Annotated in this window: 14 protein-coding genes; 8 read left to right on the top strand and 6 right to left on the bottom strand. The window is 37.1% G+C overall.

Annotated elements, in window-relative coordinates:
• Nucleotides 1–35: 35 nt before the first annotated feature.
• Nucleotides 36–1,154 (bottom strand): hypothetical protein, encoded by a 1,119-nt coding sequence (locus tag BOP93_RS27350; protein WP_157943472.1) that lies wholly within the window; start codon nucleotides 1,152–1,154, stop codon nucleotides 36–38.
• Nucleotides 1,155–1,674: 520 nt separating this feature from the next.
• Between BOP93_RS27350 and BOP93_RS07295 the strand changes: the two genes are divergently transcribed.
• From BOP93_RS07295 to BOP93_RS07255, 8 genes are all read left to right on the top strand, one after another.
• A complete protein-coding gene (locus BOP93_RS07295; protein WP_104502088.1) occupies nucleotides 1,675–2,301 on the top strand; it encodes a hypothetical protein in 627 nt (208 codons plus the stop codon).
• A 125-nt stretch (nucleotides 2,302–2,426) separates the two neighbouring features.
• On the top strand, nucleotides 2,427–2,996 hold the full coding sequence (locus tag BOP93_RS27345; protein WP_157943471.1) for a hypothetical protein: 570 nt from the start codon (nucleotides 2,427–2,429) through the stop codon (nucleotides 2,994–2,996).
• 138 nt (nucleotides 2,997–3,134) lie between these two features.
• Nucleotides 3,135–3,953 (top strand): hypothetical protein, encoded by an 819-nt coding sequence (locus BOP93_RS07285; protein WP_104502086.1) that lies wholly within the window; start codon nucleotides 3,135–3,137, stop codon nucleotides 3,951–3,953.
• 632 nt (nucleotides 3,954–4,585) lie between these two features.
• The gene (locus BOP93_RS07275) at nucleotides 4,586–5,059 is read left to right on the top strand and encodes a hypothetical protein (RefSeq protein WP_104502084.1); all 474 of its coding nucleotides are present in this window, start codon (nucleotides 4,586–4,588) and stop codon (nucleotides 5,057–5,059) included.
• Nucleotides 5,060–5,069: 10 nt separating this feature from the next.
• Nucleotides 5,070–5,849, top strand: a complete 780-nt coding sequence (locus BOP93_RS07270; protein ID WP_157943470.1) for a hypothetical protein — start codon at nucleotides 5,070–5,072, stop codon at nucleotides 5,847–5,849.
• Nucleotides 5,850–5,851: 2 nt separating this feature from the next.
• The gene (locus BOP93_RS27340; protein ID WP_157943469.1) at nucleotides 5,852–6,175 is read left to right on the top strand and encodes a hypothetical protein; all 324 of its coding nucleotides are present in this window, start codon (nucleotides 5,852–5,854) and stop codon (nucleotides 6,173–6,175) included.
• A gap of 59 nt (nucleotides 6,176–6,234) precedes the next feature.
• Nucleotides 6,235–7,385, top strand: a protein-coding gene (locus tag BOP93_RS07260; RefSeq protein WP_104502081.1) for an IS3 family transposase whose coding sequence is annotated in 2 segments (ribosomal slippage) — nucleotides 6,235–6,469 and nucleotides 6,469–7,385 — 1,152 coding nt in all. Because the reading frame shifts where the segments join, the coding sequence is not laid out codon by codon here.
• Nucleotides 7,386–7,433: 48 nt separating this feature from the next.
• Entirely contained in the window at nucleotides 7,434–9,494 is a 2,061-nt protein-coding gene (locus BOP93_RS07255) for a hypothetical protein (RefSeq protein ID WP_162303209.1), read from the top strand.
• Nucleotides 9,495–9,516: 22 nt separating this feature from the next.
• Here BOP93_RS07255 and BOP93_RS07250 read toward each other — a convergent pair whose 3' ends face one another.
• The 5 genes from BOP93_RS07250 to BOP93_RS27670 all read right to left on the bottom strand — a co-directional run bounded on the left by BOP93_RS07250 (nucleotide 9,517) and on the right by BOP93_RS27670 (nucleotide 15,162).
• Nucleotides 9,517–10,584, bottom strand: coding sequence for a hypothetical protein (locus BOP93_RS07250; RefSeq protein WP_104502079.1), 1,068 nt, complete (start codon nucleotides 10,582–10,584; stop codon nucleotides 9,517–9,519).
• Between the two features lie 58 nt (nucleotides 10,585–10,642).
• Entirely contained in the window at nucleotides 10,643–11,650 is a 1,008-nt protein-coding gene (locus tag BOP93_RS27335) for a hypothetical protein (protein ID WP_157943467.1), read from the bottom strand.
• 96 nt (nucleotides 11,651–11,746) lie between these two features.
• Entirely contained in the window at nucleotides 11,747–12,730 is a 984-nt protein-coding gene (locus BOP93_RS07240) for a hypothetical protein (protein ID WP_157943466.1), read from the bottom strand.
• A 129-nt stretch (nucleotides 12,731–12,859) separates the two neighbouring features.
• On the bottom strand, nucleotides 12,860–13,405 hold the full coding sequence (locus BOP93_RS07235; RefSeq protein ID WP_104502076.1) for a hypothetical protein: 546 nt from the start codon (nucleotides 13,403–13,405) through the stop codon (nucleotides 12,860–12,862).
• Between the two features lie 158 nt (nucleotides 13,406–13,563).
• On the bottom strand, nucleotides 13,564–15,162 hold the full coding sequence (locus tag BOP93_RS27670; protein WP_205885795.1) for a hypothetical protein: 1,599 nt from the start codon (nucleotides 15,160–15,162) through the stop codon (nucleotides 13,564–13,566).
• Nucleotides 15,163–15,196 lie beyond the last annotated feature (34 nt).

The following is a 15,196-nucleotide window of genomic DNA, read 5'->3' as shown; positions in this document are numbered from 1 at the left end:
AGGCTCTTAATGAATTCTCAAATCATTGAAGATTATTATTTGCTGAACAGCTTTGAGATTAGCAAGCCAGTTGCCGCAGCACCAACGACAACACCAGCAACAAACGACCAGTTGAGATCCTGGAGATCGTCTACAGGCGCGCTGATGTGATTGGATGCGTTGGACTGCGCTACGTCTTCAATTACATCTGTAACACTCTCTAAAGGCTTTGGAAGTGGCTCACATGGAAGAGGAACAGCAACTGGAATTGGAAATACCCACTCTTCTAATGATTCTGCTTCTTGTCTATCCCATTCATGAATAACAAAATCGTCCATGTCAGCCCATTCCTGTTGTTCTTTTTCACTCAAACTTGAATTTGAATGTGAATATTTATTGTTGGATTTTTTTTCTTCAACAGGAATTTCTTCAAGTGATTCTAACAACGCACCGCCTTCATCAATCCAAGGTTTTATGTAAACAACAGGTTCTTTGAATTTGATTTCATGCTTACCTAAATATTTTAAAAGCGTATTTGTGTGATGATTGCTGTAACCTTTTTCTCTAGCGGAATCAACTCTATCTGTGAACGTTGAAGCTCTTTTATGAAACGCTAGAAATGATTCTGCTGCTGTAGGACCGTAGAGCACTGAACCATCTTCTTGCTTTGAAAATAAGTCCTGAGATACATACCAATGCTTGCGAATAATTTCTCTAAATCCACCTTCAGACAAATGACAAGGAATTAGTTTTTGCATTCTAGCTAGATAATGCTCAAAACTTTCGAATGGATAAGCAGTGATATTCTTTTCTGCTTTTCTTGGAATTGTATTGGTCAGATTGTTATAAACCTTAACACCATGCATGAATTGTTCAACAGTATTTGTTGCAGCGTTAAATGCAAAACTAAACTCTTTAGCGCGTTCAAGATCTCTAAAATATAGTTCAAGATGTTCTTCTGTACCTTCTCTAAATACGCAAATCTCATTAAAACGATCTGTAAGTTTATGTCTAAGTGTAATTTCATCAAACGTGGACAAAGAGCCAAATGCTCTAGCCGCTTTTAATTCTAAAATTTCAATAGGAGTGGTTACTATTGATGAAGGAGAAGTCTTTATAATAGCTTCATTTGTAGATAGGTTTTTACGTTGTTGACTGGTGTAATCTGTAATCATTAGTTGACTCAGTTGTTATGAGAACAGTGTAGCATTTTTATTTGGTCTAGCTTGTGCCTAGAATCCAGTTGAAAGAACCAGCCTACACCTATAGGACAACTCATTAAATCTGATTAGGAATGGTCAAAATGGAAAATACTGATTTGTATGACGTTCGTGAAAAGCCCTTGAAAACAGATAATTCAAAATACTGAAAACTTGCTATATAAGTTGTATGACGTTGAAGATCAAAATCTTTTTTATTTTAAAATCAAAAGAAGCAAGGACGGGTGTAAAGTCAGACAAGTCTGAATTTACGTTACTCTTGCGCACTCCGTTTGCATACACCTTCAAAGTCAGACAAGACTGATTTGAGAGGTATTCTATTTTCATGTAAACGAAAATTTGTAGAGGCAAGTAGTCAATCATAAAAGCAGATCCATATAGTGATATTATACCATTTATGGGAATATTTTTCGTTAAAGGTAAATTTTGAAATCAACGTATGGTATTATTAAGTTATCAAACAAACTTATAAGCAATGGAAAATTCAAAGCAGTACGATAAAGTAAAAGCAAAATTCGAAAAGATAACCGCTAAGTTCACACCTGAAACAACTTGTGAAGAAATGGATGAGGTTCTAGAGAGAAAGAATTTATTTGTCTTTCACAAAGAAGGTGGATTGATTACTGAAATTACAAGATTCTTTAAGGATGAAAGCAAAGAAGAAGTGACAATAAACTACATCACTAGAGACTTACTGAACGGAGAATTGGTGTATCAGGTTTTCGAAGAGTTCGACAAACAAGAAGCCATACTTCAATCATCTGATGATTTGTACGTTCGTTATAATGCAGTTGCACCATACGTAACTGAAGACATGACATATAGCCAAACAGAAAAGCTTTTTGAAAAACACGATATGGTGATATTGAATCGCCCTGACTGCATATATTCAGAAATTTGGGACAACAAGAACTCAGGTAATGCAATAAAAGCTTTATCAGAAGATTTGTTAAACATGGATATTATTAAAAGCAAAAAAGTAACATGGGACGACTTTTCAAAAATGGAAAAGTTAATGATGCCTATCGTTATACTTGTAACATTCGGATGGTTCCCGGCGCTAGTATTAGGCGGATTATATTTAGTACGCCCAATTCACTAAGCACTGATGAAACAAAAGACCGTGATACAAGCTCACGGTTTTTTTTCATCTGAAATAAACCCACAAAACCGAAATTCAAGAAATCATAAATGCTACTATTGTAGTATCAAACAAATATTATCAACATGAAAGAAAACTTTTCAATCGACCATAATCCACAATTTCAAATGAGACTTAAAAAAGAATTTAACAAAATTGCATCTGGAATCTCAGATAAAGATTCTAATGAAATAATTATCAATAAATTCAGCACAGCAGGTTTAAGAATAACATACCAGTCCAATGGCACTATTACCGCAGTTGCTAAACAGAACTCTTATGATAGATGGGAAACGGCAATCTACCCTTCAAATGAATTGAGCCTTGGCGTAACTATCTACAAAGCACACAAAGAGTTTCATTATGAAAAAAAGCAACAAGCATTAGAAGCCAAAGCAAGACTTGATAGAAGAAATATGGTTGAGCAAAACAGAATCGCAAATTTGCCACCTAAAAAACCAACGTATCTTGATAGAGCCACATTGGCAATCTTCAACTTCTTGATAGTTCGCATTATGAAAGATGATCCAGAGCACGCAAGCCATGAAACAATACTTTTAAAATTCATGATCAAGTCAACTTTATTCTTCATGCTTTTGGCATTTTTGGTGAAGCTGGCTTTTTTTATTTCACTGTTGTACATTAAATTTAATTAACATCAATACAAACCTGCAAATAAGCAGGTTTATTTTTCCTTAACTCTATTAATCAAAATATAAAATGCTACTATTGAAATAACAAACAAGCAAATATTAAATATTATGAGAGAAGTCAAAGCAAGAAACCCACTTAACATGCTTGAAGACATTGATAATGCAATGGAGGGAATTGAAAGCGAAAAGAGTTTAATAAAAAGATTCGACAAGGTGTCAACCAAAATATTTGAATCAGAGAATAATTACTCAAAAGAAGAATTATTAGGAATCTTTAAACTTAAAAACCTGTTGATTTCATTTAGAAGCAATGGCGAAGAAATTGCGTTCATTCAGTCTGCAAGAGTAACAACAGTAATTCCAACATCCGAATTTAAACATGGCGCATTTATAGCCAAAGCGTTTGAAGTACCAGCAACAAAGGAAGATGAAAATGAATTCCCAATACTTGGCTTTTTAGTTGTTATCGCATTTTTCATGGTTATGTTTAACTTCACAGTCTTAAAAATTAAGAAAGAACAGGACACTGCCCAACGTCAATTCTGCATTATCGAAAACCCTACATTAGAATTCGTTGGAAAATCTGATATTGATATGTCTATCATTAAAGGCAAGTTAAATTGCAAGTCAGGAATGACTGAAAGTGAAACTCAAGCCTTTGAAGCTCAGCACGCTATGGATGAATTAAACTCAGTAATAACTTCAAAGCCTCAAGTGAACAGCGGCATTGAGTATCTTCCAAAAGAAACTAAATTCTATGCAGACCGTAAGGTTATGAACGAACAGTTTGATAAAGAGGTTGCCAGACGTAAAGCATTAGACCCGAAATTTGATGAGAAGACATATTCTAATGATGGCTCAAAACCAACTGAGGTAAAAATAAATACACAACCGCCAGCACCCGGTTACGTTTCTATCATCGCATTCGCACAAGAAAACATCACCATCAAAAACGACTAAAGCCCACAGGGCTTTTTTTGTGCCCAAGCAAAAAATTATACCAGTGCTACAATATTAATAAACAAACACCTCAAAGAATGTTCAGTAAAATATCCAATGCTTCTAAATTCTACATCCGCCTCTGGCGCGTAGGTTCAAAACTTAAACACAAAGATATTGTGAAATATCAACGTGAAAGAATTGCATCAACACAATCAGCAATCAACACTCTTAAATCTGATTACAAGAATTCTCTATCTAAATGGAGAAAATACCTATGGCGCAATTCCAAGAAATCAAATGAACTACTTACAGAAGCCAGCTTTCAGAAAGAACAGTTAATTGAAATGCAAAAGAGTTACATTTTTTACCAAGAAAATTACATGCGAAACCCCATTAAGCAGAGAGCTATAAAACTCTACAATAAAACTCCTTACGTCATTTTGTACTCTACTCTATACAGCGTATTCCTCTATCACCTCATACCAAAGCTATTTATGCATGGTTACTCATGGAGCGATATAGGTTCAGAATTCGTAGCATTCACTATACTGTTTTTACTTTTCTTAATACCACAGATTTCAAAATGAGGTTCCAAGCAATTTTCTATACAAGTGTTAAACTATTCATAGCAAACAACAATAGTTAACAATATGAACGCAGAAATATTACAAACAGAAAAAGAAATAGCTGAATTCAATAAAGCAATTGACGAACACACAGCCAATATAGATTCTCTAAAGAAAAAACTTGTAGAGAAAGAAAAGATTGCTACTGATGCATTAAGAGCTACTAAAGCCGCGAAGTATGATGATGCTGAATATGCATTGGAAAAAGGATTAGATGTTAAGACACACGTTTCAAAGAAAACTACCGCCCTCATAAAAAAGGAAGATATTGCTTATGAAGCAGAAGTGACTGCCAGCAAGGCAGTTGATGAAGAAATTGAAAAGCGCAGAATCCTTGAAGAACAAGTTAAGTTGAAAGAACAAGAATTGAGATTGTATAACCTTGCGCCTCAAATGGAAGAACTATTTGTGATGGCAAAAGTTACTAATTTCCAAGATTTGAAAAACAAGCTTGTGCCATTGCTTTCACAAAACAATTCAAACCAAGCACCTAATTAATAGGTGCTTTATGAAAAGAATCAATTTCAGATGCAGTACAGAATATAAAACTCTTTTTATGGCGTTGCTTCATGAAACCGGGCACACCAACAAGTCTAATACGCTCTACAAGCACGGTATAACACGCTTTGCCAATAACCTGTTGGGTGATTCAGCTATCTACGTTGAAACCGTTGAGAAGCCTTCTAGGCGCGCTAATAACAGTTCAAATTTAAAGCAACTGCTTTCACTGTCAAAAGGTAAATCAGTGGTCAGGACTGACACCAAGACTGGGACAAAAACAACCTTGGATCTGTTCGCCCTGGCCTCAGAGATTCCACGCCTGAATGCCGCTATGAGCGTTCTGAAGGAAGAATCTAAAGCAGTGGTCATAAGTAGCGTACCTTTCGTTTCAGAACGTCTAGAAGCCCTCAAAGCAAGCCTTGTGCGTGCAAGTGATGCAGGAGATTTGGAAACGAGTATTACTATACGTTTAGAAGATAAATTTATAGCCCGTGTAGAAACTCTACGTCTCAAAATGTCTATTCCTGAACAGAAAATACCCGGAAACCGAGAAGTCTTCACCAAAGAATTAGCTTTTGCAAAAACCAAGAGAGTTGTGAAAAAGAAGCCTGATGTAATAGGTAACAAGCTGAAAGAAATATATGACTATCTTAATGACAGTCTTATCAATATACATGAGCAAATCAAAACTGGGCAAGATCCTATAAAAAGCCTTGCAATGTTGCTACACAAGTTAAAAGCAATGTTTGAAACAGAAATAAATAATCATAAGAATAATAAAGGTTAATAATGTCTATAATATCAGTCTCATTTGAAAACACCGAATTATCAAAGCTTGGCAAGTCAGTAAAACGGTCAATAGAAAAAGCTGGATGTGAATTGTCAGGAAGACAGAGAGTTTTTGATTTTGTCATGTATCTATTATCTGAACAGTACAAGAATAAGCCTGATGCTTTTAACGATGATTCACACGAAGGTAATCAATGGTTCAGAACAAACATTGACATTACAATGATGAGTCATTTTGAAATGAACGAAATGGATGCCTTTGCAGATCAACAAGAATATGAAAATTACCGCATAGCTTTTGCATATCACATAACTGATGCTTGAATCGCCCCTAGTTTCGTAGACACCTCCAAGCCTTAAAATGAGGCCCATTAGGAGGTGCCATGAGCAACCAGCGTTATCCCGAAGAATTCAAAATCCAGGCGGTCAAGCAAGTGACCGAAAAGCAGCTTCCTGTCTCGGAGGTGGCTGCACGATTGGGTGTGTCTGTGCACAGCCTCTATGCCTGGGTTAAGCGCTACACCAAGCCTCAGGAACAGCGCGTTGAGGAGGATGATCAGAGCGCTGAGGTTCGTCGTCTACGTGCCGAGCTGAAACGGGTGACGGAGGAGCGAGACATCTTAAAAAAGGCCGCCGCGTACTTTGCCAAGGAGTGCGGCTGAAGTACGCCTTTATTAAGCAGCAAGCGGGTCATTACGCGATTCGACGGCTTTGCCTGACGCTCAAGGTTCATCCCAGCGGCTACTACGCGTGGCTATCAGAACCAAAATCTGCGCGAGCCAAGGACGATCAGCGACTGCTTGGATTGATCAAACACTCCTGGCTGGAAAGCGGTGGCGTTTATGGCTATCGAAAGATCCATGATGACCTGCGAGAGGTTGGTGAGAGCTGTGGCCGTCACCGGGTGGCTAGGTTGATGCGCCTTGAAGGTTTACGTTCTCAGACTGGGTATCGACGGAGGCCTGGAAAATACGGCGGTAAGCCAGCCGTTGCCTCACCGAACTTACTGAAGCGCCAATTCGATGTCAGAGAACCCAACAAAGTTTGGGTCACAGACATTACCTACATCCGAACATATGAAGGCTGGCTGTATTTGGCCGTGGTGCTCGATCTGTTTTCACGCCAGATCATTGGTTGGTCAATGAAGTCGCAGATGACCAGCGACGTAGCCATTGATGCACTGCTGATGGCGGTTTGGAGACGTAAGCCGAAGCAAGAGGTGATGATCCACTCGGATCAAGGCAGTCAGTACAGCAGCTCAGACTGGCGAAGCTTCTTGAAAGCTAACAACCTGGTAGCCAGCATGAGTCGTCGAGGTAATTGCCACGACAACGCTGTGGCGGAGAGCTTTTTCCAGTTGCTGAAGCGGGAACGGATCAAGCGTAAAATCTACACTACACGCCAGGATGCTCGAGATGATGTGTTCGATTACATCGAGATGTTTTACAACCCAAAACGACGCCACAGTTTCAACAATCAGCTGTCACCGGTAGAGTTTGAAAAGCGTTACGCAGCGAGCCTTGAGAGTGTCTAGAAAACCCGGGGCGATTCAGCTTTGCTAGAGTCTTCAGCTTGTAGATTTTTGCGCACAGATGGCAACCAGTTTGACACTGGTAGATACATTATTGCCTGTAAAGATGAAGAACTTGCGGTGTTTAAAACTACGAAAGAAAAAGCTGAATTTTTAATGGATTATGCCGAAAAAACCTTAATGGCGTTAAGCAATTGCAAAACACCTGAAGAAATAAATTTTCGATACATGATAGTCCCAAACATGAAAGCGGAATGTCCAGATGTTCACATTCACTTTGCTGCTTATGATTTTGATCAAAAACCTGTTGCGTTCCATAGACAAGGTGAAGACGGAGTTCTAAAGAAATTCCAAAACGTTAAGTATGAAATGGAACAAGAGTTTCCAAATCTCGATCAGATGGAAACCATATACAGAAAAAACAGAATCAAGATTGATGAAAACAAGAAAGGTTACGACGCTACTATAGTGAGTGAATTGAAAAGACTTTCAGCAAAATACTCTGGTACAAACTATTACCATCCAGACGCAAAAAAAGATTTTGAAGAAACTGGCTTGAAAACCTTGTTCCAGAAAAAACCTAAGAAATTGCTAATCAGCCTTAAAGGTGGACCGTTTAAATCATTTGAAGATTTGTCAGTTGATATGAAACGATTAATTGAGCAGTTCGATGAAATGGAATACTTCTCAAAAAAATCCGATGTAGATATTTCACTTGTCGTAAAACAAGCTTCTGAGTACATAAATAATCATATTGCGAAAGGCAACCCGGTTGATTTTGAAACTCTCAACAGTCAGTTGAAAGAACAATTTGGCGTTTGCTTATCTGCAAATGAGGTTGTCAGAAATGATAAAACTGGAGCATGGGATTATAAAAAATGGTCGTTGCATTTCTTGGGTATGGACGTAAAGGTTTCAGCCCAAAAATATGGCATAGACGTTAATAATCTCTTACTAACAAGAAAGCAGGTATTGCAAATGCAAGAAGAAATAAAATCTCTTGAAGAAGAGAGAAAAGAAAAAATCAGACTGAATGGCTATGAAAAATGGAAAAAAAGAGAAAAAGAACCGTTCATGATGCAGGAAGGTGAGACACATGCTGAATGGGTTGCACGTACTGAAAAAGACGGTTGGAAATCTTCATTACACAACGCCATAGTTGAAGGCAACAAAATGTTTGGTAAAAATCACAGAGAGCTTTTAACAATGCTTTCTCACAACAAGGTTCAAGTAAATAGAGGTGGTGAATTAGAAGCTGTTCTTCATTATATCGCTAATGGCTATAAATCAATCGAATTTACAGGACCAGACAACCCAGCGATTCAAGCCAAGATTTACAAATATTCAGTTCAGAATGGATTGGCTATCAAAAACTACACCCCACCTGAACACATCAGGGCAGAAGCTCAACAAGCATTAGACGCGGTTTATAATCAGATCCTTGGAAAAAATACGGTAATGATTGATATTAAACGTAAAGAATTTGTAGATTATGCAAAAATGATTGAAAAGAATCCAGAATTGGCAAAAGATAAATCATTAAAACCTAAAGCAATTCTTTTAAGCACAAACTACAAATGGGAAAGAGAAATAGATTCAAGACCAAAGGTTTATGCATACCTTTACGGCATCTATAACGGTTTATCGCCTGACGCATTTCAACACGCCGGTTCGATTCTTGAATCGACGGATAAAGAATCTTTGAAGAAAATCATTGCTGATTTCCAACAATCGTTTTCGATTACTGACAGCCAAATGTCTGAAATTCTTAAAGATGCGCAGATCGATCCAGAAGCCGAACGTAAGCCAGAAATGAAGCTTGTAGCGCCAAAGCAGTACGATCCACAGTCAGGTATCCAAGCACCTTCACAGCCAGCTCCAGGTTCAGCCCATGCACCTGCAGTTACTCATGATGATACTGAACAGGCTCCAATCCACGACAACGGCAAACGCTCTGGCGGTGGCGTGAAGGCTAAACCTATGAAGATGGTCGCAGCTAAAACCGAAGCTCCGTATGCAGGCGCTCAGGAAGCAGGACAAGCACCACAGGAACAACCCAAGGGTGATGAAGCCTTATCGAAATTCAAGAGAGGTGCCAAGAACAAGATCTAAAAATAGCCCATCAGGGCTTTTTTTAATAATCCAGCAATCTGAACATTTTTACGTAATCACCAAGCATTGGTGATTGAATAAATTCTAGAAACGTTAAATCTATTTCTGAATGGTGAAATATCCAATCCGCCAGCAATTCATCGGTAGAAAATGATTCATTTTCAGTGCTAAGCTGAAAATCAAAACCTTCGACATATTTCACTTTACCTTCCAAGATGTTTATCTGCAAGCCTTGTATATCTTCTTCACCACAGCATTCAGTAATTACAACTTGTACCCTTGGGAAATCTTCGTCTTTGAAATAAACAAGGTAATGATCCGTGGTCATATTCACGCTTGTGCATGACAACGAAACCAACGGCTTTATTTTGAGATTCTTGAAAGCGTCTTGAATAGTTTCACAAGAAAGCTTTGAATAATAAGCGCCTTTAAACAATCCATAAATATAAGAGGCAATTTTAGTGTGCTTCCTTTCAGGCTCACCGACGATCTCATAGGTTCTAAAATCTTTCTCAAAATGGGACGGCTTTTCAAAACCAGATAGTCTATCAATTCTCTGCAATACATCACCTAAATGAGAATCCCGCAATAATTCTAAAACGCTTGTGGCTTTTTCAGATTCAAGATTTACCAAGGTATTATACCTAATAATATCACCCATACCAAAATCAAAACAGTTGCTGCTGATTGTCCTTAATCCGTTCATACAAAAAGAATCGACAAAATAGCTGTCATAAAGGCGAACGTCAGAGATTCTATTGAACAACCCTTTTTGAAACTCCACCTCTAACACGGCAAATCTATCACTGAATGGAACAAACACTTGATAAAAAGCTTTATTGAATCTTCCATTCTGGAATGCACATAGGAATTCAAATTCACGCTCAGGCACATCACCCATTATTTGCCGGATGCTGGCTGAAAGGTTGAGTCTGATTTTCCAAGAATCTACAACATCATGCTTGTAGTCATCGAACACAGACACAGTAGCTTGTGAAATTGCATCATTGATTTGAGAAAATGAAAGGCTATCTTTCAAATTGAGTTCATAGCCTTCATTGGGAAAGGTACAGCTTTTGATTTTATACATTTAACAAGAGTTTGTTTGTTACTCTTAATAATACCATTTTTAAATTCCAAACCAAGCATTAGTAATTAATTAATCTTTCATATCTCATTAATTCTAAAAAGTCATCATGAGCAATAAATTCTTCAATCGTCAAATGACTTAATTCAGATTTTGCTATATACTTCCAAACATCAACTATTGAAACTATTACGTCATCATAAACAATTGAGTGAGGGTGAAGAAAATCAAAGTCTTCAACATATTGCATATGCTCAACTAGAAAATTATACCCAGTGTCCTTTATGGTCAGAATTAAGATGTATTCACAACCATTCCGCCCTACCACAAACAAAGCAATGCAGTGATAATTCAGATCATCATTAACATCAGCGTAGCTATAAAGATATTGTGCCGTAGTGCCTGAAACGTCACCACATTGACGATCTATCATGTTATAAAAAAGATCGTAATTGTGAATGTCATAGTATTCTTCATTCATCAACATGAAGCTATCACGATCTTTTAAGAAAGAACTAAAATTGTTGTATATTGAAGGCGGCTTGAATGATAACAATCTATCCTCATAATTTTGTATGCGATGTGAATAAACATCAACATAGCGATAAGGACTTTTTGACAAAGAGTTATATTCAGACTCAAAAACGTAAGAATTAATAAATTTACAAAATGAGACTTTTGAAAGGGTCTGTTGTAAAAATTGTGTGTATAGATAAACTGCTTTGTAAATACCACGCCCTACCCCACCAACATTAAAGGTTGCTTTGCGCTTGTGCATTTGCATTTGAAGCTTTGACATTGTAAGGTAACGGCAACATACGAAAGACTTTGAAGGTACACATTGCCCATTATAAATGGACAACTGAAAAATTCCTGAACATTCCAAATCTGAGTTTATAACGTAATAAACGTATTGTTTGTAATTCTGCATATCATACGAGAATAGGAAATTGAGTTTAATTGCTTTGTCAACTTCGTCACAAACCAAATCACCAAGCAAAGCCTTGTAATAATACTCGCAAGTATCATAACTATATTTAGTTCTTGTTTTGACAATATGTTTAAGCACGAATTCATCAGGAATTACATTGGTGAAAGATAGTTGTAGATTTTTCATTTGTTTAATATGTTTGTTAATATAATAGTAGCACATGCAAAGGCTAAATTAATAAATTGCGATTTTATAATATTGCATATACTCACTAAAAAGTTCAGAGTTTAGCATTTCATAGAAACTTAACTCAGGCGCGTATCTTTTCATTGCGAAAAGTATGTGATCAATCCAATATTCATTACCTTTAACATTAAACACCTGAACATCACATTTAACAAAATCACCAAAACCTTCATTAAACGCGACAGTAGGTTTATCCTTAACAATTTCAACACCAACCATATAACCAGTTTCATCACTTAAATTTTTATCCATAACACTAAACATATGAAAGACTTTTCCGTTTAATTCTTCAAAACTGTACAAATATCCGAAATCCACCTCTTCAATACTTTGATTTGGTGAATTTATTAGCCTAAAAAAATTATCGTAATTATCGTTCTTGTAGAAGCTTTGCTCATTAGCCTTCCAATTTTCTGCGTCTGACAATGCATCTCTAATCATTACCGTAGTATCTAGCTTGGTAAAAAATAAAGTTCTATAGTTGAAACCATATTTACTATAAAGACTAATATCTTTCGGCTTGAAAAAATTTATGTAGTGGGGTTTAAACAATCCATATGTGAAATATCTTTCAAAGCTCACAAAACCATCAAGCTCATTGCAAACTCTATGGACAGGAAATAATTCTCTTATCATTCTCACGTACAGGGCATAAATTAAATACATACTGTACTTTTTACCATCCACTTTAATTTTTCTTTCTATGTTGCCTTTCACGTCCTCTAGTCTTCTAACAGTGTGAAATCTTGTTGTATAGGAAGATTTTGATTTATTAAAATAAACATCTAACACCCCATAGCAACCGTGTAGAAAGTCTTCGACATAAAAAACTAAATGAGCGACTTTATCCGTCTCAAAACAGATTAACAATTGGTGAATTAAACAATATTGAGTATGATGTACATCAGTTTCACACCAAAGATGGGACATCATACCAAACCGTGGACCCAGCCCATGCAATACTTTATTCATGTCTAAATCAAAATAATCAGGCAAATCGTATCTTACATTCATAAATAATAAATCTTGTTTGTTAATACAATAGTACCATTCCGAAAATCAAAATCAGGCACTTAAAACAAAAAACCCACATTTGTGGGCTTATCTGATTGAGTTGTAATAACTTTGTTTACTTTTTTGCGCTTTATAAAAGGCTTTTAGATTTTTAATTCTAGTTTCCATATCCCTGAAGGGTCTGATAAATTCTTCTGTTGCTTGTCCATCAAACCATACACACATCGCGAAATTCTCGACCTCATCGACATTACGAGTATTGACGCCTTCTACAAGCTCACTGATGAAATCAAAATCTCCACGCCCTATGGCTACATCCCTTTTAACGCGAGACGACCCGTACAGGTCAGCAAAGAGCTTCAAATCTACGAACATGAACAGTTCAACGATGGTCTTATTATAGTTCTGAACAGAATCTTTGATAAACGCTAAAGATTCTTTCTCATAATCTGAAACGCTTCCAAAAATGAGCTTTCCAGCAAGAGGGTTTATCACCGTCTTGTTTTCTGGACGTTCAAAATCTTCTTGATCACGTTCAGGCTGTGTCAATTCAACATAGCGCTGAATAAATTCTTTGTGGTAAGTGATAGTCCATTTGTTGTTAATGAGAGGTGTTGCTAATGAATTGTGCATAATCTTATTTATTGTTTGTTACTACAATATTAACATATTAAATATAGATAATAAGACTTAAGGAACAAAAAAAGCCTCATTAGAGGCTTTTATTTTCAATTCACTATAATTCTTTAACCACCCTTCAGCCAACATTCATAACACCTTAATAACATTTTTTACTTAAAGTTAAAGCTTGATAAAGACGAATCAAATATAGGAACAATAATTTCACGCTCTACAGGCATTGTCATAGATTGTGATGGTAATACCTCAATGTATTTGACTACTAATTTATTAGATTCATTGAGGGTAACACTTGTTAGGGTTTTATTCTTAACATCTGTCAAACCACCATTCCCAACAAACTTGTCTAAACTAGACGGCAACACAAGATTTATATCTGCATTTTGTCCAACAGCACTTTTGAAAGATGTTATGACTTGTGAAGTATTAAAAACGCTATATTTACCAGCTGTCAAATCATCAATAACCAGATTAAATTTATGCATTTCACCTGCCTTAATATTTTGAGATTTAAGCATATCTACAATCTGTTTTGATTTTATCGAATCAGCAAGCATAGATGTTTTAAGCGAAAGATTAGATATAAGACTTGTTTTTGCTTGGGGAACAACATTCGCGGTCGTTTCAGCTATAGCTACAGAAGAGCATGTATTGCTAACCTGAGTATAGCTTGTGCCAAATGGATATGTAACATTCCCTGATTTGTCTATGGCATATGTTCTGTTCAAGACTATTGATCCATTTTGACCCGCTGGACAAGCAGCGCTGTAGCTATCATTTTTAATTGTTTTGTCCGAATCAGCCTTGCACTGAGTAACATCAACAGACGTAACGTTAAAAACCGTGTTTGTCTGTTTTGTATTTGAGTCATATCCCGAAACGTAGTTTCCATATTTATAAACTGTTCCGATATAAGTACCTTTAACGCTGTTGTAATACGCGTCGCAACTCATGGTTTCATTTCCGGGCTTTGTAGATACTTGTTGCGTAGGTATCAACGTACAGGAGTTTGATTCTAAGATTTCTTGCTGGTGTGGCGTAGAAAGCGTGTAAGTGATAATTCGACCATCAGCGTCAGTAGCGCTGTAGTTATCGTTCGTATAATAAACTACCCATTTATAGGTAATTTTACCCGTATAGCCCGCTTGGCAAAGTTCAGCACGTTTTGAAGGATTTACGGTGATAGGATTAGCAGTGCATGAATTACCTGAAATGTTCCATGCACTGTAGTTTCTAACGCTTCCATCACTCCACACTTCATAGGTTCTTGCTTGCGTGATGGTGCCTGTTTGACCGGCTGGGCATGAATAACCACGAGACTCAGATCCCGTTGATTGAACCACTGGTGGAGGCGGTGGCGTTGGTGCTGGCGGGGCTGGCGGTGGCGTAGGTTGGGTAGGTGGTGCAGGCGGCGTAACAGAAGGTCCGCTCACATAGTAATAGGATACGTCATAGTCAAAAACTGATGGTCCAGTTCTGCAAGTTGTGATCAATGCCCCTCTGGTGTAAGTAATGCCCTGATAATTGAAAGTATTGCTGGGAGTCGTAAAGGGGTCAGGACCAAAGAACAATTCATTATAGGTGATTAGAACAATGTTGCTTTTTGGGTCTCCCATTACCGACCAGCTATTAGCCGGAATCGAGAATTCGCTACACAAGGCAGCGTGTACATTAAATGATAATGATGAAAGTCCAATGGCACCTAAGAACGCTGCAGGTTTGATATATTTGTTTAAAGAAGTGTTTTTCATTTATTGCATGTTTGTTGTTACTGAAAGTATACCA

Source organism: Pseudomonas orientalis (assembly GCF_002934065.1).
GTDB classification, from domain to species: domain Bacteria; phylum Pseudomonadota; class Gammaproteobacteria; order Pseudomonadales; family Pseudomonadaceae; genus Aquipseudomonas; species Aquipseudomonas orientalis_A.
The sequence above is the reverse complement of the archived record's forward strand: the minus strand, read 5'-3'. Positions and strand labels throughout refer to the sequence as shown.

What these genes read in the sequence shown, in the direction of transcription:
- BOP93_RS27345 (WP_157943471.1), top strand. Translation starts at nt 2,427, where the DNA reads ATGAAAGAAAACTTTTCAATCGACCATAATCCACAATTTCAAATGAGA.
- BOP93_RS07250 (WP_104502079.1), bottom strand. Translation starts at nt 10,584, where the DNA reads ATGTATAAAATCAAAAGCTGTACCTTTCCCAATGAAGGCTATGAACTC.
- BOP93_RS07285 (WP_104502086.1), top strand. Translation starts at nt 3,135, where the DNA reads ATGCTTGAAGACATTGATAATGCAATGGAGGGAATTGAAAGCGAAAAG.
- BOP93_RS07240 (WP_157943466.1), bottom strand. Translation starts at nt 12,730, where the DNA reads ATGAATAAAGTATTGCATGGGCTGGGTCCACGGTTTGGTATGATGTCC.
- BOP93_RS27670 (WP_205885795.1), bottom strand. Translation starts at nt 15,162, where the DNA reads ATGAAAAACACTTCTTTAAACAAATATATCAAACCTGCAGCGTTCTTA.
- BOP93_RS07275 (WP_104502084.1), top strand. Translation starts at nt 4,586, where the DNA reads ATGAACGCAGAAATATTACAAACAGAAAAAGAAATAGCTGAATTCAAT.
- BOP93_RS07295 (WP_104502088.1), top strand. Translation starts at nt 1,675, where the DNA reads ATGGAAAATTCAAAGCAGTACGATAAAGTAAAAGCAAAATTCGAAAAG.
- BOP93_RS07235 (WP_104502076.1), bottom strand. Translation starts at nt 13,405, where the DNA reads ATGCACAATTCATTAGCAACACCTCTCATTAACAACAAATGGACTATC.
- BOP93_RS27350 (WP_157943472.1), bottom strand. Translation starts at nt 1,154, where the DNA reads ATGATTACAGATTACACCAGTCAACAACGTAAAAACCTATCTACAAAT.
- BOP93_RS27340 (WP_157943469.1), top strand. Translation starts at nt 5,852, where the DNA reads ATGTCTATAATATCAGTCTCATTTGAAAACACCGAATTATCAAAGCTT.
- BOP93_RS07270 (WP_157943470.1), top strand. Translation starts at nt 5,070, where the DNA reads ATGAAAAGAATCAATTTCAGATGCAGTACAGAATATAAAACTCTTTTT.